Below are 19,263 nucleotides of genomic sequence, written 5' to 3' on the forward strand. Positions count from 1 at the left end.
GCTCAGGGCGCGCCGCCGCGCGCGATCAGCTCGCGCGCCAGCTGGCGGTAGGCCTCTGCGCCGGCGTGGGTGCTGGCGTAGGACGTGATCGGCTCGGCCGCAAGCGTGGCGTCGGGGAACTTGACCGTGCGGCTGATCACCGTGTGGAACACCTGGTCCTGGAAGTGGTCGACGACGCTGCGCACCACCTCCCGGGAGTGCAGGGTGCGGCCGTCGTACATGGTGGCCAGGATGCCGTCGATCTGCAGCCGCGGGTTGAGCCGGTCGGTGATCTTCTCGATGGTCTCGATGAGCAGGGCGACCCCGCGCATCGCGAAGAACTCGGTCTCCAGCGGGATCACCACCCCGTGCGAGGCGGTGAGCGCGTTGACGGTGAGCAGGCCGAGCGAGGGCTGGCAGTCGATGAGGACGACGTCGTAGTCGTCGAGCACCGGACGCAGGACGCGGGAGAGGATCTGCTCGCGGGCGACCTCGCCCACCAGCTGCACCTCGGCGGCCGACAGGTCGATGTTGGCGGGCAGGATGTCGATGCCGGGGACCCGGGTGGGCTGGATGACGTCGTGGACGTCGTGGACGTCGTGGCCGCGCTCGACGAGCAGGTTGTAGACGGTGACGTCCAGGTCGTGGGTGGGCACGCCCAGCCCCACGGAGAGCGCGCCCTGCGGGTCGAAGTCGACCATCAGGACCTTGCGGCCGTACTCCGCGAGGGCGGCCCCCAGGTTGATGGTGGACGTCGTCTTGCCGACCCCGCCCTTCTGGTTGCACATCGCGATGATGCGGGCCGGCCCGTGGCTGCCCAGCGGGGCCGGCACCGGGAAGTCGGGCAGCGGCCGCCCGGTCGGGCCGTCCTGGCCCACGCCCGAGTCCTCGGTGCCGGGCAGGCGGTCGTAGGTGGCGTGTGCCTCGCGGTTCACGTAGTTTCTCCAACCTCGCTCGCGTCGTGGTCGGCCTCCCGCCGATCATGGAGAGACACTAACGGTTCCGACCGGCCGGACGCCCGACGGGTGAACCTCGACCTGAGGTCGAGGTGCGGGCGGGCCGGGTCGGGCCTACCGCTGCTACAGCCCCACCCGGCCGTCGCGCTGACGCAGGTCGACCACCCCGACCACCAGGGCCATCGCGATGACCACCCCGATCGAGGCGAAGCCGACCACGAACGCCGTCGACCAGTCGCTGGCGCGGAGCACCGCGAAGGTGATCGCGGTGATGACGGCGATGCCCATCGAGGTCCCGACGCGCTGGACGGTCTGCATCACGCCGCCCGAGCTGCCGGCATACTCCAGCGGCACCTCGGCCAGGGTCAGCGCCTGGTTCGGGCTGATCACCGAGCCCTGGGCGATCCCGACGAAGGACAGCGACAGCAGCAGCCACCACTCGCTGGCGGTGCCGCGTGCGTGCAGCCAGACCACCAGCATGGACAGCGCCACCCCGACCAGGGCCACGACCAGGCCGCCGACCACCACCTTGCGCCCGTGGACGGCCACCGCGCGGCCGGCCCACAGCGCGGAGACGGTCGAGAGCACGGCGCTGGGCAGCCCGACCAGGCCGGTCGCCAGGGCGGTGTGCCCGGCGCCCTGCTGGAAGTACAGCGCGACGAGCACGAAGATGCTGGTCATGCCGAGGAAGTACAGCCCCATCAGGAGGGTGCCGTTGGCGAAGCTGGGCACGCGGAAGATGCCCAGCTCCACCATCGGCGAGCGACCGCGCGCCTCGTAGCGCCGTTCCCACCACAACCAGAGGCCGACGAGGGCCAGGCCGCCCGGCAGCGCGAGCCAGAGCAGCGGCGGCGGCGCCGGCTGCAGGAAGGGCAGCAGGATGGCGAGCAGCGCGAGCCCCAGCAGCAGGGCCCCGACCGGGTCGAGGTCGGTGCGGCGGCGCCCGGCGGGCGCGCCGTCCGCTCCCTGGACCGCCGGGGCCGCCCCGGGGCGGCTCAGCAGCGGCCTGGGCATCCAGGCGAGGGCCAGGAGGATCGCGAGGACCCCGACCGGCACGTTGACGAAGAACACCCACCGCCACCCGTCCACGGGGCCGCCGGCCTGGATGAGGACGCCGCCCAGCACCGGGCCGATGGCGACCGAGACCCCCACGACGCTGCCGAAGATCCCGAACGCCCGCCCGCGCTCGGCCCCGCGGAAGTACTGCTGGATCATGCCGACCGTCTGCGGGCCGATCAGGCCCGACCCGACCCCGGCGACGGCCCTGGAGAAGTTGAGCCACAGCGGGTCCGGGGCGAGCGCCGACCACACCGAGGCCGCGGTGAAGATGGCCACCCCGATGATGAAGAAGCCGCCGCGCCCGTACAGGTCTCCGGCGCGACCGGCGGTGACCAGTCCGACGCCGAACGTCAGGGCGTAGCCGGTCAGGATCCACTGCAGGTCCGACTGGGTGGCGCCGAGCCCCTCCTGGATCGAGGGCAGCGCGACGTTGACGATGCTCACGCTGATCAGCGACATGAACAGCGCCGCGCTCAGCACCCCCAGGATGCGCCACCGCCGCGGGTCCGGGCCGGTGGTCGGGTCTGCGGGCGGGGACGTCACACCGTGCACTCTAGGTCCAGGCCCGCCAGGGGACGGGCGCGGACCACTCAGACCGAGGGCACCTCGAAGAGGCTGCGCCGCTCGAGGGCCCGGCCGTCCCGGTCGTAGGTGATGAAGTCGGCGAAGCCCACGCTGGCGCTCGAGCCGTCCCGCAGGGTCCCCTCGAACCGGCCGCGGACCGCGACGCGGTCTCCGTCGACGAGCACGTCGTCCAGGGTGTGCGCGCCCGAGGCGATCACCCGCTCGCCGCCGTAGAAGGCGGCGAGCGCGGCGCGCCCGCGCATCGGGGCGTAGCCCGGTCGGTGGTAGACGGCGTCCGCGGCGAACCAGTCCAGGACCCCCTGGACGTCGTCGGCGTCGACGCGCTCGTAGTAGTGCCGCGTCCTGGCCAGCAGGTCGGTCATCGGCGCGCCTCCTCGAGCCGCCGGGCCGCCCGTGCCAGGGCGGCAGTGACCGAGCTGACGCCCTGGTCGTCGGCCTCCTGCAGCACGGCGCCCACCCGGTCGCCGATCCGCTCCAGCCGTCCGGTCAGCTCCTCCTCCGACCAGCCGACCTCGCCGCCGTGCACCTGCAGGACGCCGCCGGCGTTGGCGATGAAGTCGGGGACGTAGGTGATCCCCCGCCGGCGCAGCAGGTCGGCCACCCCGGGGGCGTCGAGGGTGTCGTTGGCGGCCCCGGCCACGACCCGGGCCCGGACCTGCCCGGCGTTTGCGGCGGTGATGACTCGGGCGACGGCGCACGGGGCGAAGACGTCGCACTCGTCGGTGGCGGCGCTCAGCGGGTCGCCCACGGTGCCACCGACCTCGTCGGCGACCGTCTGCGCGCGGGACGCGTCCACGTCGGCGACGACGACCTGGGCGCCGTCGCGGGCGGCATACCTCGCCACGTTGGCGCCCACGTGCCCGGCGCCCTGGACGAGGACCCGCACACCCCCCATGCCGGACCCGAGCGCGTGGCGCACCCCGGCGCGCATCGCCGCGTAGACGCCGGTGGCGGTGTAGGGGCCGGGGTCGACGTCCGCGCAGAAGGCCCTGGCCCCCGCACCCCGGATCGCCTGCATGTCGCCAGGCGTGGTGCCCATGTCGACGCCGGGGACGTAGGTGCCGGCGGTGCGGGCGACGAACTCGCCGTAGCTGGTCAGGAGCGCGACCCGCTCCTGCGAGCCCTCGGCCGGCAGCGGCCCGTCGGCGAGGATGACCGACTTGGCGCCGCCGTAGGGCAGCTCGGCCAGCGCGTGCTTGAGCGTCATCGCCTGCGCCAGCCGCTGCGCCTCGGCCACGGCCGCCGCCTGCGAGGGGTAGGGGCGCCATCGCACCCCGCCGAAGCCCGGCCCGAGGGTGGTGTCGTCGACCGCGATCACCGCACGGAGCCCGACCTCCTCGTCGTGGCAGGTGATGACCTGCTCCCCCGCGAACAGGTCCGGCATCCGGGCAGCGTCCTCGCTCATGTCCCCCATGATGCCCGCCACGCCTCAGCCCCGGGCGCGGGGGTGGGCCTGGGCGTAGACCTCGCGCAGGTGCTGGGTCGAGACGTGGGTGTAGATCTGCGTCGTGGTCACCGAGGCGTGCCCGAGCAGCTCCTGGACCACGCGCACGTCCGCGCCTCCGTCGAGCAGGTGGGTGGCGAAGGAGTGCCGGAGGGTGTGCGGCGAGACGTCGCCGCCGAGGCCGGCCCGCCCGGCGGCGGCCTTGATGGCGTTCCACGCCGACTGGCGCGACAGCCGGCCGCCCCGGGCGTTGACGAAGACGGCCGGCGTGCCGCGCCCGCGGGTCGCCATGCCGGGCCGGCCGCGCACGATCCAGGTGTCGAGGGCGTCGCGGGCGTAGCGCCCCATCGGCACGATCCGCTCCTTGCTGCCCTTGCCGAAGAGGCGCACCACACCCCCGCCGGCGGCCATGTCCACGGCGTCCGGGCGGCCGAGCTCGAGGTCGTCCAGGTCCAGCGCGATCGCCTCCGAGACGCGTGCGCCGCAGCCGTAGAGCACCTCCAGCAGCGCGCGGTCGCGCAGCGCCGCCGGCGTGTCGCCGACCGAGGCGGCCTGCAGCAGCCGCTCGACCTCGTGCACCGACAGCGCCCTGGGCAGCCGTCGCGGCGGCGTGGGCGGGGCGACCTCCTGCGAGGGGTCGGTGCGCACCTCGCCCTCCAGCGTCAGGAAGCGGTGCAGCCCGCGCACGGACACGACCGCCCGCGCCGCGGACGTCGCCGCCAGCGGCCGGTGCTCGTCGTCGCCGCGGCGCAGGTGGGCCAGGAAGTCGGTGACGTGCTGCTCGCGGACCTTCCCCGGCTCGGTGACGCCGGCGCCTGCCAGGAAGTCCAGGTAGCGGTCGGTGTCGCGGCGGTAGGCCCCCAGGGTGTGCTCGGAACGGCCGCGCTCCACCCGCAGATGGTCCAGCCAGCCGTCTCGGGCCCGTCGCAGCTGGCTGCGCGGCGGAATCCTGGCGGGCGGGTCCTGGCTCACCCGCCGATCATCGCAGCGGCGGTGCCCGTGGGCGGTGACAGGCTCGCGGGAGGCCCGCCACAGCACGAGCAGGAACCACACGGCCAGGACCAGGCATACCCGACCGGGTCCACCCGGACGTCGAAGGTGCCCAGGTTGAGGTCGAGGGCCACGACCAGGATCCCCCAGACGACCGTGCGCAGCGGCGCGAGCGGGGCAGGCGTGGCGTCCATGCCAGCAGTATGTCGCCCGAGGCCGGGGTGTTGCGCTCCGCGCGAGGTCCGTCGGGGACGACACTGCACGCATGCGCCTCTACGCCTCGCACCCCGCCCGCCGCACCCGCCAGGTCGTCGCCGACCTGGTCGTGCTGGTGTGGGTCCTCCTGTGGATCCTCGTCGGACGTTGGGTCTTCGGCCTCGTCATGACCCTCGCCGCCCCCGCGGCGCCGCTGCGGGACGCCGGCACCTCGCTGCACGACCGGATGGAGGAGCTCGCCGGCCGGGTCACCGACCTCCCGCTCGTCGGCGACCGGCTCGACGGGCCGTTCACGGGGGCCGCAGGGGTCGGCACCGACCTCGTCGCGGCCGGCGACCGGCTCGAGGCCTCGGTGCGGACGGTCGCCTGGGTGGTCTCGGTGCTGTCGGTGAGCACCCCCGTCCTGCTGGTCCTGCTGGTATGGGGTGCCGCGCGCCTCTCGTGGGCCCGCCGGGCGGCGCGGCTGGGGGGCCAGGTCTGCGACCCGGGGTCGGTCGAGCTCCTGGCTCTCCGGGCGCTGGTGCGCCAGCACCCGCGGCGGCTGCAGGCGCTCTTCGACGACCCGGTGGCGGCGTTCCGCTCCGGTGACCAGGCGACCCTGCGCAGGCTCGCCGACCTCGAGCTGGCGGAGGTCGGGCTCGCCTCGCGCGTCAGCCAGGGAGCAGCACCAGCTCGCGGCTCGTCCGGTTGAGCGCCTCGACGCCGCCGGCGGTGCAGACCACGATGTCCTCGATGCGGGCACCGTGGCGCGCGGGCAGGTAGATGCCCGGCTCGACGGAGAAGGCCATCCCCGGCTCGAGGACGAGGTCGTTGCCCTCGACGATGTAGGGCTCCTCGTGCGTCTGCAGGCCGATGCCGTGACCCGTGCGGTGGATGAACCGCTCGCCGTAGCCGGCGTCGGTGATGACCCGCCGCGCGGTGGCGTCCACGGACGAGCACGTCACCCCCGGACGCACGTGCGCGACCGCCTCCGCCTGGGCGCGCAGCAGCACCTCGTAGGAGGCGAGGAAGTCCGCCGGCGGATCCCCCACGACGTAGGTGCGGGTCGAGTCCGAGCAGTAGCCCGCCGGCGTCGTGCCGCCGATGTCCACGACGACCGGGTCGCCGGCCTGCACCACCCGGTCCGAGAGCTCGTGGTGCGGGCTTGCGCCGTTGGGCCCGGAGCCGACGATGACGAAGTCGACGGTCTCGTGCCCGGCCTCCCGGATCGCCCCGGCGATGTCGGCACCGACCTCGCGCTCGGTCCGCCCGGGACGGAGCCACTCACCCACCTGCTCGTGCACCCGGTCGATCGCCGCGCCCGCCTCGCGCAGCGCCGCCACCTCCGCCGCCGACTTGCGCATCCGCAGCTCGCGCAGCACGTCCCCGGCCAGCGTCTGCTCGCGACCTGGCATGGCGGCGCGCAGGCGCAGGACCTTCTCGGCCCACATCTGGTCGTCCAGCGCGACGCGCCCCGCGCCGGGCAGGGTCGAGGCGACCAGCGCGAACGGGTCGTCGGTCTCCTGCCAGGTGCGGATCTCCATCCCGGTCACGCCGACCGGTGAGGCTGCGGCGGCCGCCTCCTCCAGGGCGGGGACCACGAGGACCGGGTCGCCCGAGGAGGGCAGGACCAGGCAGGTGAGCCGCTCGAGGGGTAGCGCGGCATACCCGGTCAGGTAGCGCAGGTCCGCGCCCGGGGTGACCAGGAGCGCGTCGAGGCCCGCGGAGGCCGCGCGCCGCGCTGCCGACGTGAGCCGGTCGCGCAGCGCCGCCGGCTCCCAGGGGCCGTCGGCGCGCACGGTCACCGCACACCCCGCATCCTGCGGGTGATCCACGGCGAGAGCGCGAGGAGCACCAGGCCGATGCCGATCGTCACGGCGCCGAGCGAGCCGAAGTAGACGACCTCGTTCTCCTCGCTGTAGAAGCCGGCCAGCGTGCCGGACAGGGCGGTGCCCAGGGCGAGGGACAGATAGAACAGCGCCACCATGAGCACCGGGTAGGCCTTCGGCGCCAGCTTGGTCGACAACGACAGCCCTACCGGTGAGAGCATCAGCTCGCCCATCGTGGCGACGAGCATGATGAGCGCCACCCACAGCACGGGCACGGCCGCGGTGCCCGCCATGGGCAGGAAGATCAGGAAGGCGGCCCCCATGAACGCGATGCCGCCGGCGAACTTCACGGGGGTCACCGGCTGCCGGTCGCCCATCTTGGTCCACAGGGCGGCGAAGAGCGGCGCCAGGACGATGATGAAGAACGGGTTGAAGGACTGCACCCACGGGATCGGCATCGTCCAGTCGCCGAGGAGCGGCAGGCCGGTGAAGTCGCGGTCCAGGCGGTTGTCGGAGTAGATGGTGATGACGGTGAACTGCTGCTGGAAGAGCGCCCAGAAGGCGACCGACCCGACGAACATCGGGATGAAGGCGACCACCCTGGAGCGCTCGTCGCCCTGCACGTCCTTGCTGGTGAGCAGCACGGTGAAGAGCACGAGGGCGGCGACGACGATGGCGCCGACGACGACGTTGGCGAGGTTGTGGGCGTTCAGCCAGCCCGCGACGACGGCGAGGACGACCACGACGACCACGCCGACGGCGATGAGGGCGTAGCGCGCGTACTGGCTGCGCGGGAGAGGGTCGGGAACGTGGTGGACCGACTCGGGCAGGGTGCGGCGGGCGAGGGTGTACTGCAGCAGGCCGAAGGCCATCCCGACCGCCGCGAGCCCGAAGCCCAGGTGGAAGCCCCACCGCTGCTGGGTGAGGCCGGTCAGCAGCGGCCCGATGAGGCCGCCGATGTTGATGCCCATGTAGAAGATCGAGAAGCCGGCGTCCCGCCGGTTGTCCCCTTCCCCGTAGAGCGCGCCGACGAGGTTGGTGATCGTGGCCTTCAGCCCGCCGGAGCCGAGCGCGATGCAGATCAGCCCGGTCGCGAGACCGGCGACCGCGGGGATGAGGGCCAGGGAGAGGTGCCCGACCATGATGAGCACCGCGCTGCCGAACATCGTCCGCTCGGAGCCGAAGATCCGGTCGGCGACCCATCCGCCCAGGATCGAGAAGAGGTAGACCGACCCGCCGTAGGCGCCGACGATCCCGGCCGCCGCGGTCTGGTCGATGCCCAGGCCGCCGTCGGCGACCTCGAAGTACATGTAGAGCAGGACGATGCCCTGCATGCCGTAGAAGGAGAAGCGCTCCCACAGCTCCACGCTGAAGAGGTTGGCCAGCCCGCGGGGCTGGCCGAAGAAGCCGGTCTCCTGGTCGTCCCGCTCCCGAATCACCATGCCGCCCACCGTCGCACCGGGGGACGCCGCTGTCCACCCGACCGCTCGACGTCCGCCTCAGCAGCGGACCAGGACCTGGTCCGCTCCGCGCGACCGGGCCCCGGCGCTCTCAGGCGTGCCGCTGCCTGAGCACCCCCTCCAGGTCTGCCAGGCCCAGGCCGCGCGAGCGCAGGAGCACGAGCAGGTGGTAGACGAGGTCGGCGGACTCCCCCAGCAGCTCCTCGTCGTCCTGGACCACCGCGGCGAGGGCGGTCTCGACGCCCTCCTCGCCGACCTTCTGGGCGATCCGGCGCAGCCCGCCGCTGAACAGGCTGGAGGTGTAGGACCCCTCCGGCATCTCCTCGTGCCGGGCGGCCACGACGCCGTCGAGCTCGTGCACGAACGAGCCGGGCAGCGCGTCCGCGCCGAAGCACGTGTCCTCCCCCGTGTGGCAGGTGGGACCGGCGGGCACGGCGTGCAGCAGCAGGGTGTCGCGGTCGCAGTCCAGCTCGACGGTCTCGACGGCCAGGGTGTTGCCGCTGGTCTCCCCCTTGGTCCACCGCTGCCCGCGGCTGCGGGAGAAGAACGTCGCCAGGCCGGTCTCCAGCGTCCGCGTCAGGGCGCCCTCGTCGAGGAAGCCGACCATGAGCACCTGACCGGTCCGGGCGTGCTGCACCACCCCGGGCACCAGCCCGCCGGCCTTGGCGAAGTCGACGTCGGCGACGCCGAGGCCTTCGGGCAGCAGGCGGGTCATGCGCGCACCCCGTCGACCTCGCGCACCAGCACGCCCGCCTCGGCCAGCTCCCGCTTGAGCGCCGGGATGGCGATGACGCCGGAGTGGAAGACGGTCGCCGCGAGGGCTCCGTCGACGTCCGCCTCGCGGAAGACCTCGGTGAAGTGCTCCGGCGCGCCCGCACCCCCGCTGGCCACCAGCGGCACCGCGCAGACGGCGCGGACGGCGCGGAGCTGCTCCACGTCATACCCCTCGCGGACGCCGTCGGAGCCCATGGCGTTGAGCACCACCTCACCCGCGCCCAGGCGGACGACCTCCTGCACCCACTCCAGGGTGCCGACCGGCAGCGCGCGGGTGGCGTCGGGGTCACCGGTCAGCTGGCGCACCCGCCAGACCCCGTCGTCGTCGCGGAGCGAGTCGACCCCGACGACCACGCACTGCACCCCGAAGGCGTCGGCCAGCTCGCGGACGAGCTCCGGCCGCTGGGTCGCGGGGGTGTTGACCGAGATCTTGTCGGCGCCCGCGTGCAGCACCGCGCGCGCGGCCTCCACCGAGCGGATGCCGCCCGCGACGCAGAACGGCACGTCGATCGCCCTGGCGACCCGCGTCACCCAGGCGGTGTCCACGGCGCGCCCCTGCGGGCTGGCGGTGATGTCGTAGAAGACCAGCTCGTCGGCGCCCTCGCGGGCGTAGCGCGTGGCCAGCCCGACGATGTCGCCCATGTCGCGGTGGTCGCGGAAGCGGGTGCCCTTGACCACGCGCCCGTCGCGCACGTCCAGGCAGGGGATGATGCGGCGGGCCAGGGTCACAGCCCCTCCTCGTGGATGGCGTCGGTCAGGGACAGCCGGCCCTCCAGGAGCGCCTTGCCCAGGATGATCCCGGCGCACCCGGTGCGCCGGGCGGTGCGCACGTCGTCGACGTTGCGGGCGCCGCCGGAGGCCTGCAGCTGCAGGTCGGGGGTGGAGCGGGTGAGCATCGTGTAGAGGTGGAAGTTGGGCCCCCCGAGCGTGCCGTCCCGCCCGATGTCGGTGGTGAGCACGTGCTCCAGCCCGGACCCGTGGTAGCGGTGCAGGCAGCTGACCAGGTCACCGCTGCCGTCCATGCCGGTCCACCCGTCGACCGCGACCTGCCAGGTGCCGTCGGCGCGGATGCGGGTGTCGAGCGCGACGGTGATGCGGTCCGGCCCGAACCGGTCCAGCCAGCCGATGACGGTGTCCGGCTCGCGGACGGCCAGGGAACCCACGACCACCCGGGTGGCGCCGGCGTCCAGGACGCGCCGGACGTCGTCGGCGCAGCGCACCCCACCGCCGGTCTGCACCATCAGGCCGGTGCGCTCGACGATCCGCTCCAGGGTCGCATCGAGGGTGTAGCGGCCCTCGCGGGCGGCGTCGAGGTCGACCAGGTGCAGCCAGCGGGCGCCGGCCCGGGCGTAGCCCTCGGCGACCGTCACCGGGTCGCCGGGGTAGCGCGTCTCCTGGTCGTAGTCACCCTTGAGGAGGCGGACGACGGCGCCGGAGCGCACGTCGATGGCGGGGTAGACGGTGAAAGGGGTGTTGCTGCTCACGCGTGGATCACTTCCCGTGGTCTGGGTCCGGGGAGGTGGCGGGCCTCATCGCCCGACCTCCTCGACGAAGTTTCTCAGGAGCCTGGCACCGACGGCGCCCGAACGCTCCGGGTGGAACTGTGCGCCCCACCGCAGCCCGGCGCGCACGACCGCGCTGACGGTGGTGCCGTGGGTGGTGGAGGCGATGGTCGTCGGACCCGTCGGGGCGGCGTAGGAGTGCACGAAGTAGGCCCGCTCCCCCGCCGCCACGCCCCGTAGCAGCGGGTCGTCGGCGAGGTCCTCGAGGGTGTTCCAGCCCATGTGCGGCACCCGGACGCCCGGGGAGGGTGGTATGGCGCGCACCTCGCCCGGGAGGAGCCCCAGCATCGGCACGCCGCCGTCCTCCTCGGAGCGCTCCAGGAGCAGCTGCATCCCGAGGCAGACGCCCAGCAGCGGGGCCTGCACGTCGTGCAGGACCTGCTCCAGCCCGGACTCGCGCAGCCGCCGCATCGCCGCCGCGGCGGCGCCCACGCCGGGGAGAACGACGCGGTCGGCGGCCAGGATGTCGCCGGGGTCGGCGGTGAGGCGCGCGGTCGCGCCGACCCGTTCCAGGGCGGCGGTGACCGAGCCGATGTTGGCGCCGCCGGAGTCGACGATCGCCACCCTCCGTGCGCGGCTCACGAGCCCGTCCCCGCCCCGGACCTCACAGGACGCCCTTGGTCGAGGGCAGCTCGGTGGCGTCGCCCTGCCGGGCCAGGGCCTGGCGCAGCGCGCGGGCGACGGCCTTGAAGCCGACCTCGATCTGGTGGTGGGTGTTCTCCCCGGTCACCGACAGGTGCAGGGTGCAGCGCAGCGCGTCGGCGAAGGAGCGCCAGAAGTGCTCGACCATCTCGGTGGGGAACTCCCCGACGCTGGGCCGCTGGAAGCTGCCCTCGTAGCGGAAGAACGGCCGGCCGGACAGGTCGATCGCGGCGGAGGCCCGGGCCTCGTCCATCGGCGCGGTGAACCCGTAGCGGCCGATGCCGCGCTTGTCCCCCAGCGCCTCGCGGAGGGCCTGGCCGATCGCGAGCGCCACGTCCTCCACGGTGTGGTGCTCGTCGATGTGCAGGTCCCCGTCGCAGCGGACCGTCATCGCGAAGCCTCCGTGCTTGGCGAGCTGGTCGAGCATGTGGTCGAAGAAGCCCACGCCGGTCTCGGCGTCGCCGCCGGGCGTCCCGTCGAGGTCCACGTCGACGGTGATCCGCGTCTCGGAGGTGTTGCGCTCCACGTGCGCGGTGCGGGGGCGGACGACGACCTCGTGCGCGATCTGCGGCCACGTGGTCGTCGCCAGGTCGCCGGCGAGCTCCTCGCGCGCCGGCAGCAGGTAGGTGCGGATCCCCAGGTTGTCGCCGAACTCCTTGTCCGAGGGCCGGTCCCCCACCATGAAGGACCGCTGCCAGTCCACACCCCGGTCCTTGAGGAGGTGGACGACCCGCCCGATCCCGGGCTTGCGGGTCCACGGCGCGTCGGGGCCGCCGTGGTGCGGGTCGATCACGACCTCGCGGAAGCGCACGCCCTGGCTCGTCAGCACCTGCATGACCAGGCCGTGCGCGCGGTCGAAGTCCTCCTGCGGGAAGGAGTCGGTGCCCAGGCCGTCCTGGTTGGTCACCATGACGAGGTCGAAGCCGGCGTCCTGGATGCGCAGCAGCGCGGGGATCACGCCGTCGACGAAGGCGACCTTGGCCGGACTGTCGACCTGGTGGTCCTCGGGCTCGTGGACGATGGTCCCGTCGCGGTCGACGAAGCAGATGGGTCGGGCGCTCATGCGGTGGTCTCTCCCAGGGCGTTCTCGAGGGCGGACATCTCCTCGGCGGAGCCGATCGAGATGCGGAGGGCGTCCTCCAGTGCGGGGTGGTGGCGCACGTCGCGCACCACGATCCCGGCGGAGGCCAGGGTATGCAGCAGCGCGTCCGGGTCCTCGCACCGCACCAGCAGGAAGTTGGCCTCGCTGGCGTAGACGGCGCGCACGCCGTCCAGGGCGCGCAGCCGGCGGCCGAGCGCGTCGCGCAGCCGGAGGGTCTGCATCACCCGGCGACGGGTCTCGGCGAGGGCGGCCGGGGCGAGGGCGGCCACGCCCATCCGGGCGACCGGGACCGGCACCGGGTAGGGCGCCTGGACGCGGCGCAGGACGGCGGCGAGGTCGGGGTGGGCCAGCCCGGCGCCGATCCGCGCGCCGGCCAGGCCGTGGGCCTTGGACAGGGTGCGCAGCACCACCAGCGTGGGGTGCTCGGCGAGCAGGCTGGTGGCCGAGCGCTGGGCGGCGAACTCGCCGTAGGCCTCGTCGACGACCACGACCGCCTGGTCGGCCAGCTGCTCGGCGAGCGCCGCGAGCTCGCGCAGCGGCACCAGGGAGCCGGTGGGGTTGCCCGGCGAGGCGACGAAGACGAGGCGGGCGCCGGTGCGGCGGGCGGCGGCGGCGAGGGCCGCGGTGTCCACCTGCCAGCGCAGGCCGTCCTCGGTCTGGGGGACGTCGGTCACCGGTACGCCGTGGAGGGCGGCGCTGACGGCATACATCCCGAACGTCGGGGAGCTGATGAGGATGCCGTCTCCGCCGGGCAGGCACAGGGCGCGGACGAGCAGCTCGATGAGCTCGTCGCTGCCGCGGCCGACGACGACCTGGTCGGGGGCGGCGGCGCACAGGTCGGCGAAGGCGTCGACGAGGTCGGCCGGCTGCGGGTCCGGGTAGCGGCGTGCGGCGCCACCGGGGTCGACGCTGCTCGGCAGCCCGGACTCGTTGGCGTTGAGCCAGACCTGGGCCGCGGCCCCGGGCGCGCTGGTGCGGGCCGAGGAGTAGCCGGCGAAGCCGCGCAGGTCCTGGCGGAGCAGGTGGGAGGGGAAGCCGGTCACGACGCCCGCCCCGCCCCGGCCCGGTCCAGCCGGCGGGTGACGGCGCGCTGGTGGGCGTGCAGCTGCTCGGCGCCGGCGAGGACGACCGCGCACGGACCGACGGCCGCCAGGCCCTCGGGGGTGGCGTGCTGGACGCTCATCGCCACCTGGAAGGAGGCGACGTCCACGCCGCCGGTGAAGCGGGCGGCGCCGGCGGTCGGCAGGACGTGGTTGGTGCCGGAGCAGTAGTCGCCGAGGGTCTCCGGGGTGTGGTCGCCGAGGAAGACCGAACCGGCCCGGTCGACACGGTCCAGCAGGGTCCGCGGGTCGCGGACGGCGAGGATGAGGTGCTCGGGGGCGTAGCCGTTGGAGACGTCCACGGCGGTGTCCAGGTCCGGGGTGAGGACGAGGCGGCTGGCGGCCAGGGCCTTGCGGGCGATGTCGGCCCGCGGGAGGGTCTCGACCTGCTCCTCGACCTGGGTGGCCACCGCCTCGGCCAGCTCCCGTGAGTCGGTGAGCAGGACGACCTGGCTGTCCGGCCCGTGCTCGGCCTGGCTGAGCAGGTCCGCGGCGACGAACTCCGCGTCGGCGCCGGCGTCCGCGATGACCAGCACCTCCGAGGGGCCGGCGGGCAGGTCGATGCCCGGGCCGCCCTCGGCGGTGGAGACCTGCCGCTTGGCCTCGGTGACCCAGGCGTTGCCGGGGCCGAAGATCTTGTCGCAGGCGGGCACCGACGCGGTCCCGTAGGCCATCGCAGCGACCGCCTGGGCACCGCCGAGGGTGAAGACCCGCGTGATACCGCACTCCGCTGCTGCGGCGAGCACGGCCGGGTCTGCGCTGCCGTCGGGGCGGGGCGGGGTGCACAGCACGACCTCGGGGCAGCCCGCCAGCTGCGCGGGCACGCCGAGCATGAGCGCGGTGGAGGGCAGCGGCGCCGAGCCCGCCGGCACGTAGAGCCCGACCCGCCGGACCGGACGCACCACCTTCTCGCAGACGACGCCGGGGGCGGTCTGCACCGCATACCCGGTGCGCATGCCGGCCTCGTGGAAGGTGCGGATGCGCCCGGCGGCCTCGGTGATCGCGGACCGCAGCGCGGGGTCGAGCGAGGCGGCGGCGCGGTCGCGCTCGGCGACCGGGACCTGCAGGACGTCCACCGTGGCGCCGTCGAGGCGCGCGGTCAGCTCGCGCAGGGCCTCGTCCCCGCCGGTGCGCACCTGCCCGAGGATGTCGGCCACCCCCGCGGTCACCTCGGGGCCGGCGGCGGCGGTGCCGCGGCGCAGGGCCTCGACGCGCTCGGCCTCGGAGAGGTCGGTCCAGGTCAGGACGTTCATGCCAGCATCCCCTCCACCGGCAGGACCATGAGGTTGTGCGCGCCGGCGCGCTTGAGCTCCTCGAGGCGGGACCACGAGACGGACCCGTGCACGAGCGCCTGGACCGAGACCTCCTCGCGCCCGTCGACCTGCATGACGGTCGGCTCGTGGCCCGCGGGCATCAGCGCCAGGACCGCGCCGAGCTCGGACCGGCCGGTGCGCAGCATCAGCAGCCGTGCCTCCTTGAGCCGGACCGCCCCGTCGAGGCGGCGCAGCAGCAGGTCGGCGATCTCCTGGCGTCCGTCGTCGAGGGCGTGGTCGGGGCCGGCCACGACGGCCTCGGACTCCAGGATCGTGGTCACCGGCTCGAGCTGGTTGGCGCGCAGCGTGCCGCCGCTGGAGACGAGGTCGGCCACGACGTCGGCCTGTCCCAGACGGGGGGCGATCTCGACCGAGCCGTTGAGCAGCACCGGCTGCGCGTCGACGCCCTGCTCCTCCAGCCAGCGGGCCAGGGTCCGCGGGTAGGAGGTGGCGATCCGCAGCCCGGCCAGCTGCTCCGGGCCGGTCCACTCCTGGTCGTCGGGGATGGCCACGTCCAGGCGGCACGCGCCCCAGCCCAGCCGGCGCCACTCGGTGAGGCGGCCGTCCCGCCCGGTGGCGGCGCGCTCCAGCCCGTGCTCGACGAGGACGTTGCGCCCGACGATCCCCAGGTCGCACACGCCGTCGGCGATGAGGGCCGGGATGTCGTCGTCGCGCACGAGGAGGACGTCCACGGGCAGGCTCTCGCCGTAGAGGAAGAGGCGGTCCCTGCTCTCGCGCCAGGTCAGGCCGCAGGAGGCGAGGAGCTCGCGGGCCGGGTCGCCGAGGCGGCCGCTCTTCTGGATGGCGACACGGAGCCGCTCGCGCGGCTGGGAGGGCGGGGTCATGAGGACCTTCCGGGCAGGGTGGTGTGCGGTGCGGGGCCGGGGCTGGCTCAGGCGTGATGCTCGAGCGCGGCGCGATGCTCGAGCGCGGCGCGGTAGCCGCCCGAGCCGTGCTCCATCGCCCGCGCTATCCGCCCCACGGTCGTCACGCTCACCCCGGTGACCTCGTGGATCTGGCGGTAGGGCATCCCCGCCTCCAGCAGCGGCACCACCGACCAGCGGTCGGCCAGCGCCTCGATCTCGGCCGGCGTGCACAGGTCGTCGAGGAAGGCGTCCACCCGGTCGGGGTCGCGCAGCGCGGCGAGCACCCGGGTCAGCTGCTGCCGGGCGTCGAGGGCCCGTGCGGCGTCGCTGTCCCGCTGCTTCACCCGTGTCTCCTCGTGTCGTCCGGCCGTCGGCGTGGTGTGCATGTCATAACGCGCTATCACGTTAACACATCCTGGGCAGCCGCACGACGCCCGACCGGGGACTCCGTACACTCCCCTGCCATGCGTCGTCTCCTCGCCCCCGTGGCCCTCGGCTCCCTGGCCCTCGTCCTGTCCGCGTGCGGCTCCGGCGACGCGACCTTCCCGGGCTCCGGGGGCACGCAGACCTCCGCCGGTGGCGCGGCGGCACCGGCACTGACCTGCGAGGATCCGCCGACCGCCCCCTCCGACGTGCCGACCTTCAGCCAGGACGACCTGCCCGAGCCGCTGTCCGGCGACCCTACGACCCTGACCGCCACGCTGGAGACCAACTGCGGCGACATCGTCCTGGAGCTCGACGCCGCGAAGGCCCCGCAGACGGTCGCCAGCTTCGAGTTCCTCGCGGGGCAGGGCTACTGGGACCACAGCGCCTGCCACCGGCTGACGACCCAGGGCATCTTCGTGCTCCAGTGCGGCGACCCGACGGGGACCGGCCGCGGCAACCCGGGCTACGGCTACGGCATCGAGAACGCCCCGGCCGACGGCCGCTACCCGGCGGGCACCCTGGCGATGGCCCGGACCCAGGACCCGGGCAGCAACGGCGGACAGTTCTTCATCGTCTACGAGGACACCCAGCTTCCGGTGCAGGGCGGCGGCTACAGCATCTTCGGCCGGGTCACCCAGGGCCTCGACATCGTCCAGGCGGTCGCCGCGCAGGGCGGTCGGAGCGAGGACCCCAACGGCAGCGCGCCGGCACAGCCGATCAGCATCCTGTCGGTCGACGTCGGCTGAGCCACGGCCCTCAGACCAGCGGCTGGGCCAGCTCGACCCGCAGCGCGGAGACGACCTCGGCGCGGGGCACCGTGAACTGGTCTTCGCGGCGCAGGTCCTTCAGCGTCACCGTCCCGTCCGCCGCCTCCTGACGCCCGAGGATCGCCACGAAGCGGATCCCGGCGCGGTCGGCGTAGCGCAGCTGCTTGCCCAGCTTGCCGCCGTCGAGCACGACCTCGGTGTTGATGCCGCCCTGGCGCAGCTGGGAGGCGAGCGCGAGCTGGTCGCCGAGCAGCTCGGCGTCGACCTGCGGGACCAGCACCTGCACGGTGGAGGACGACGTCGAGGCGTCCAGCAACCCCGCATCGCGCAGCTGCCAGAAGAGCCGCGACAGGCCGATCGAGATGCCGACACCGGGCAGCCTGGACCGGGTGTACTGCCCGGCGAGGTTGTCGTAGCGGCCGCCGGAGCAGATCGACCCGATCTCCGGGTGCTCGTCCAGCGTCGTCTCGTAGACGGTGCCGGTGTAGTAGTCCAGCCCCCGCGCGATGGAGAAGTTGAGGCAGTAGTCGCTCTCCGGGACCCCGAGCGCCCGCACCAGCTCGAGCACCTCGCGCAGCTCGGCGACGCCCTCGGCCAGCGCGGCGCTGCCGGAGGAGGCCGCCTCGACGGCCGCCAGCCGGGCCAGCGCGTCGTCGTGGCCGGTGGAGCGCACCTGGACGAACTCCAGGATCCGCTCGACCACGTCCGGCGCCAGCCCGAAGCCCTCTCCGGTCAGCGTCGTGCGCAGGTAGTCCTCGCCGCGCTTGTCCAGCTTGTCGACCTCGCGCAGGACGCCCGCCTGGTGGTCGCCGTCGACGATCCCGAGGTCCTCGTAGAAGCCGCGCAGCAGCTTGCGGTTGTTGATCTGGATGGTGAAGGGCCCGATCGCCAGGTCGGTGAAGATCGCGTGGATGATCGCCGGGCACTCGGCGTCGTGACGCACCGAGAGCTGGTCCTTGCCGATGATGTCGACGTCGCACTGGTAGAACTCGCGGAACCGGCCCCGCTGCGGCCGCTCCCCCCGGTAGACCCGCTGCATCTGGTAGCGCCGGAAGGGGAAGGTCAGCTCGTTCTCGTGCTCGGCGACGTAGCGCGCGAGCGGCACGGTCAGGTCGAAGCGCAGCGCCAGTTCGGGGTATGCCGCGTGCTCGCCGTCGTCGGCGCCCTCCCCGGCGGCGCCGCGGGTCTTCTCCAGGGCCCCGGTGGACTGGACGAAGTAGACCTGGCGCTCGGTCTCGCCGCCGGTCTTGGTCAGGAGCACCTCGGAGCGCTCGAAGACCGGGGTCTGCACCGGCAGGAAGCCGAAGCGCTCGTAGCCGGCGCGGATGGCGTCCAGCATCCGCTGGAAGGCGATCTGGTCGTGGGGCAGCAGCTCGAGGGTTCCGGACGGCGTGCGGGGCGTGATCACGGCCAGGAGTCTACGGGGGCACCCGGTCCCTACAGCCCCTGGAGGTAGGGGTTGGTGCGCCGCTCCTGGGCGATCGTCGTGGCAGGCCCGTGCCCGGGCAGCACCAGGGTCGAGTCGGCCAGGGGGAGGACGACGTCGCGCAGCGAGCGCTCCATCGCGGCGTGGTCGCCGCCCGGCAGGTCGGTGCGTCCGATGGAGCCGGCGAAGAGGACGTCGCCGGACAGGACGGTGCGGTCCAGGTCGGCCGCGGGGATCCCCTCGGGCAGGCCGGGGACGCTGAAGAGCACCGAGCCCTCGGTGTGACCGGGAGCGTGCGCCACCTCCACGCGCATCCCCGCCAGCTCCAGCGTCTGCCGGTCGGTGATCTCCACGACCTGCTCCGGCTCGGCCCACCGGACGCTGCGCCCGAACTGCTGCTCGAGGGCGGCGCGCAGCCCCGGGCCCAGCAGGCTCAGCGGGTCCTCGAGGCGGTAGCGGTCCTGGCTGTGGATGTAGGCGGCGGTGGTCCCGGCGCAGACCGGCGTCACCGAGTAGACGTGGTCCAGGTGCCCGTGGGTCAGCAGGACGGCGGCGGGGCGCAGGCGGTGCTCGGCGAGGACCTCGGCCACCCGTTCGCTCACCCCGACGCCGGGGTCGACGATCAGGCACTCCTCCCCCGCCTCCGGCGCCACCACGTAGCAGTTGGTCCCGAAGGCGTCGGCCACGATGCTCCGCACGAACATGGTCCGACCCTACCCGCCCCCGTCCCGTCCACGGGGCGCCCGAACCGCACCCCGGGGACGGCGGGCAGGCTCGCGATAGGCTCG

Annotated in this window: 21 protein-coding genes; 2 read left to right on the forward strand and 19 right to left on the reverse strand. The window is 74.0% G+C overall.

The window, feature by feature from the left end; genetic code table 11:
* Nucleotides 1-2: 2 nt before the first annotated feature.
* The 6 genes from DV701_RS03190 to DV701_RS03215 form a co-directional block, all read right to left on the reverse strand.
* A complete protein-coding gene (locus DV701_RS03190; protein ID WP_114927040.1) occupies nt 3-914 on the reverse strand; it encodes a ParA family protein in 912 nt (303 codons plus the stop codon).
* Between the two features lie 144 nt (nt 915-1,058).
* Entirely contained in the window at nt 1,059-2,537 is a 1,479-nt protein-coding gene (locus tag DV701_RS03195; protein ID WP_228255191.1) for an MFS transporter, read from the reverse strand.
* 47 nt (nt 2,538-2,584) lie between these two features.
* A complete protein-coding gene (locus tag DV701_RS03200; protein WP_114927041.1) occupies nt 2,585-2,941 on the reverse strand; it encodes a nuclear transport factor 2 family protein in 357 nt (118 codons plus the stop codon).
* Nucleotides 2,938-3,984, reverse strand: coding sequence for a Glu/Leu/Phe/Val dehydrogenase dimerization domain-containing protein (locus DV701_RS03205; RefSeq protein WP_228255192.1), 1,047 nt, complete (start codon nt 3,982-3,984; stop codon nt 2,938-2,940). Before DV701_RS03205 ends, DV701_RS03200 begins: the two co-directional genes overlap by 4 nt.
* Before the next feature lie 24 nt (nt 3,985-4,008).
* Nucleotides 4,009-4,995 (reverse strand): site-specific tyrosine recombinase XerD, encoded by a 987-nt coding sequence (locus DV701_RS03210; RefSeq protein ID WP_228255193.1) that lies wholly within the window; start codon nt 4,993-4,995, stop codon nt 4,009-4,011.
* Nucleotides 4,992-5,207 (reverse strand): hypothetical protein, encoded by a 216-nt coding sequence (locus tag DV701_RS03215; RefSeq protein WP_114927043.1) that lies wholly within the window; start codon nt 5,205-5,207, stop codon nt 4,992-4,994. The genes DV701_RS03210 and DV701_RS03215 overlap by 4 nt, the downstream gene beginning before the upstream one ends.
* A 71-nt stretch (nt 5,208-5,278) precedes the next feature.
* Here DV701_RS03215 and DV701_RS03220 point away from each other — a divergent pair, with 71 nt between their 5' ends.
* On the forward strand, nt 5,279-5,920 hold the full coding sequence (locus DV701_RS03220; RefSeq protein ID WP_114927044.1) for a hypothetical protein: 642 nt from the start codon (nt 5,279-5,281) through the stop codon (nt 5,918-5,920).
* Here the strand turns inward: DV701_RS03220 and DV701_RS03225 are convergent.
* The 11 genes from DV701_RS03225 to DV701_RS03275 all read right to left on the reverse strand — a co-directional run bounded on the left by DV701_RS03225 (nt 5,880) and on the right by DV701_RS03275 (nt 16,200).
* Nucleotides 5,880-7,013: a M24 family metallopeptidase gene (locus DV701_RS03225; RefSeq protein ID WP_114927045.1), complete on the reverse strand. Its 1,134-nt coding sequence runs from the start codon at nt 7,011-7,013 to the stop codon at nt 5,880-5,882. The two genes, DV701_RS03220 and DV701_RS03225, sit on opposite strands and share 41 nt — an antisense overlap.
* Entirely contained in the window at nt 7,010-8,479 is a 1,470-nt protein-coding gene (locus tag DV701_RS03230; protein WP_114930683.1) for a peptide MFS transporter, read from the reverse strand. The genes DV701_RS03225 and DV701_RS03230 overlap by 4 nt, the downstream gene beginning before the upstream one ends.
* A 109-nt stretch (nt 8,480-8,588) precedes the next feature.
* The gene (gene hisIE / locus DV701_RS03235; RefSeq protein ID WP_114927046.1) at nt 8,589-9,212 is read right to left on the reverse strand and encodes a bifunctional phosphoribosyl-AMP cyclohydrolase/phosphoribosyl-ATP diphosphatase HisIE; all 624 of its coding nucleotides are present in this window, start codon (nt 9,210-9,212) and stop codon (nt 8,589-8,591) included.
* Nucleotides 9,209-10,000 (reverse strand): imidazole glycerol phosphate synthase subunit HisF, encoded by a 792-nt coding sequence (gene hisF, locus DV701_RS03240; RefSeq protein ID WP_114927047.1) that lies wholly within the window; start codon nt 9,998-10,000, stop codon nt 9,209-9,211. Before hisF ends, hisIE begins: the two co-directional genes overlap by 4 nt.
* A complete protein-coding gene (locus tag DV701_RS03245; protein ID WP_114927048.1) occupies nt 9,997-10,755 on the reverse strand; it encodes a 1-(5-phosphoribosyl)-5-[(5-phosphoribosylamino)methylideneamino]imidazole-4-carboxamide isomerase in 759 nt (252 codons plus the stop codon). The genes hisF and DV701_RS03245 overlap by 4 nt, the downstream gene beginning before the upstream one ends.
* A gap of 45 nt (nt 10,756-10,800) precedes the next feature.
* Nucleotides 10,801-11,415, reverse strand: a complete 615-nt coding sequence (gene hisH / locus DV701_RS03250) for an imidazole glycerol phosphate synthase subunit HisH (RefSeq protein WP_114927049.1) — start codon at nt 11,413-11,415, stop codon at nt 10,801-10,803.
* 22 nt (nt 11,416-11,437) lie between these two features.
* Nucleotides 11,438-12,538, reverse strand: coding sequence for a bifunctional histidinol-phosphatase/imidazoleglycerol-phosphate dehydratase HisB (gene hisB / locus DV701_RS03255; protein WP_114927050.1), 1,101 nt, complete (start codon nt 12,536-12,538; stop codon nt 11,438-11,440).
* Nucleotides 12,535-13,620 (reverse strand): histidinol-phosphate transaminase, encoded by a 1,086-nt coding sequence (hisC, locus tag DV701_RS03260; protein WP_114927051.1) that lies wholly within the window; start codon nt 13,618-13,620, stop codon nt 12,535-12,537. Before hisC ends, hisB begins: the two co-directional genes overlap by 4 nt.
* The gene (gene hisD, locus DV701_RS03265; protein WP_114927052.1) at nt 13,617-14,930 is read right to left on the reverse strand and encodes a histidinol dehydrogenase; all 1,314 of its coding nucleotides are present in this window, start codon (nt 14,928-14,930) and stop codon (nt 13,617-13,619) included. Before hisD ends, hisC begins: the two co-directional genes overlap by 4 nt.
* The gene (hisG, locus tag DV701_RS03270) at nt 14,927-15,835 is read right to left on the reverse strand and encodes an ATP phosphoribosyltransferase (protein WP_114927053.1); all 909 of its coding nucleotides are present in this window, start codon (nt 15,833-15,835) and stop codon (nt 14,927-14,929) included. The genes hisD and hisG overlap by 4 nt, the downstream gene beginning before the upstream one ends.
* 47 nt (nt 15,836-15,882) lie before the next feature.
* Nucleotides 15,883-16,200 carry a YerC/YecD family TrpR-related protein gene (locus DV701_RS03275; RefSeq protein ID WP_228255194.1) on the reverse strand — a complete coding sequence of 106 codons (318 nt, stop codon included), beginning with the start codon at nt 16,198-16,200 and terminating at the stop codon, nt 15,883-15,885.
* A gap of 120 nt (nt 16,201-16,320) precedes the next feature.
* Between DV701_RS03275 and DV701_RS03280 the strand changes: the two genes are divergently transcribed.
* The gene (locus DV701_RS03280) at nt 16,321-17,028 is read left to right on the forward strand and encodes a peptidylprolyl isomerase (protein WP_114927055.1); all 708 of its coding nucleotides are present in this window, start codon (nt 16,321-16,323) and stop codon (nt 17,026-17,028) included.
* 10 nt (nt 17,029-17,038) lie between these two features.
* Here DV701_RS03280 and hisS read toward each other — a convergent pair whose 3' ends face one another.
* Nucleotides 17,039-18,457, reverse strand: a complete 1,419-nt coding sequence (hisS, locus tag DV701_RS03285; protein ID WP_114927056.1) for a histidine--tRNA ligase — start codon at nt 18,455-18,457, stop codon at nt 17,039-17,041.
* Nucleotides 18,458-18,486: 29 nt separating this feature from the next.
* A complete protein-coding gene (locus DV701_RS03290; protein ID WP_114927057.1) occupies nt 18,487-19,179 on the reverse strand; it encodes an MBL fold metallo-hydrolase in 693 nt (230 codons plus the stop codon).
* Nucleotides 19,180-19,263 lie beyond the last annotated feature (84 nt).

This window comes from Ornithinimicrobium avium (genome assembly GCF_003351765.1).
Taxonomy (GTDB): domain Bacteria; phylum Actinomycetota; class Actinomycetes; order Actinomycetales; family Dermatophilaceae; genus Ornithinicoccus; species Ornithinicoccus avius.

Excerpts from the sequence above, each read along its gene's own strand:
- DV701_RS03200 (WP_114927041.1), bottom strand. The coding sequence starts at position 2,941 with ATGACCGACCTGCTGGCCAGGACGCGGCACTACTACGAGCGCGTCGAC.
- DV701_RS03205 (WP_228255192.1), bottom strand. The coding sequence starts at position 3,984 with ATGAGCGAGGACGCTGCCCGGATGCCGGACCTGTTCGCGGGGGAGCAG.
- DV701_RS03215 (WP_114927043.1), bottom strand. The coding sequence starts at position 5,207 with ATGGACGCCACGCCTGCCCCGCTCGCGCCGCTGCGCACGGTCGTCTGG.
- DV701_RS03220 (WP_114927044.1), top strand. The coding sequence starts at position 5,279 with ATGCGCCTCTACGCCTCGCACCCCGCCCGCCGCACCCGCCAGGTCGTC.
- DV701_RS03230 (WP_114930683.1), bottom strand. The coding sequence starts at position 8,479 with ATGGTGATTCGGGAGCGGGACGACCAGGAGACCGGCTTCTTCGGCCAG.
- hisIE (WP_114927046.1), bottom strand. The coding sequence starts at position 9,212 with ATGACCCGCCTGCTGCCCGAAGGCCTCGGCGTCGCCGACGTCGACTTC.
- hisB (WP_114927050.1), bottom strand. The coding sequence starts at position 12,538 with ATGAGCGCCCGACCCATCTGCTTCGTCGACCGCGACGGGACCATCGTC.
- hisD (WP_114927052.1), bottom strand. The coding sequence starts at position 14,930 with ATGAACGTCCTGACCTGGACCGACCTCTCCGAGGCCGAGCGCGTCGAG.
- hisG (WP_114927053.1), bottom strand. The coding sequence starts at position 15,835 with ATGACCCCGCCCTCCCAGCCGCGCGAGCGGCTCCGTGTCGCCATCCAG.
- DV701_RS03280 (WP_114927055.1), top strand. The coding sequence starts at position 16,321 with ATGCGTCGTCTCCTCGCCCCCGTGGCCCTCGGCTCCCTGGCCCTCGTC.
- DV701_RS03290 (WP_114927057.1), bottom strand. The coding sequence starts at position 19,179 with ATGTTCGTGCGGAGCATCGTGGCCGACGCCTTCGGGACCAACTGCTAC.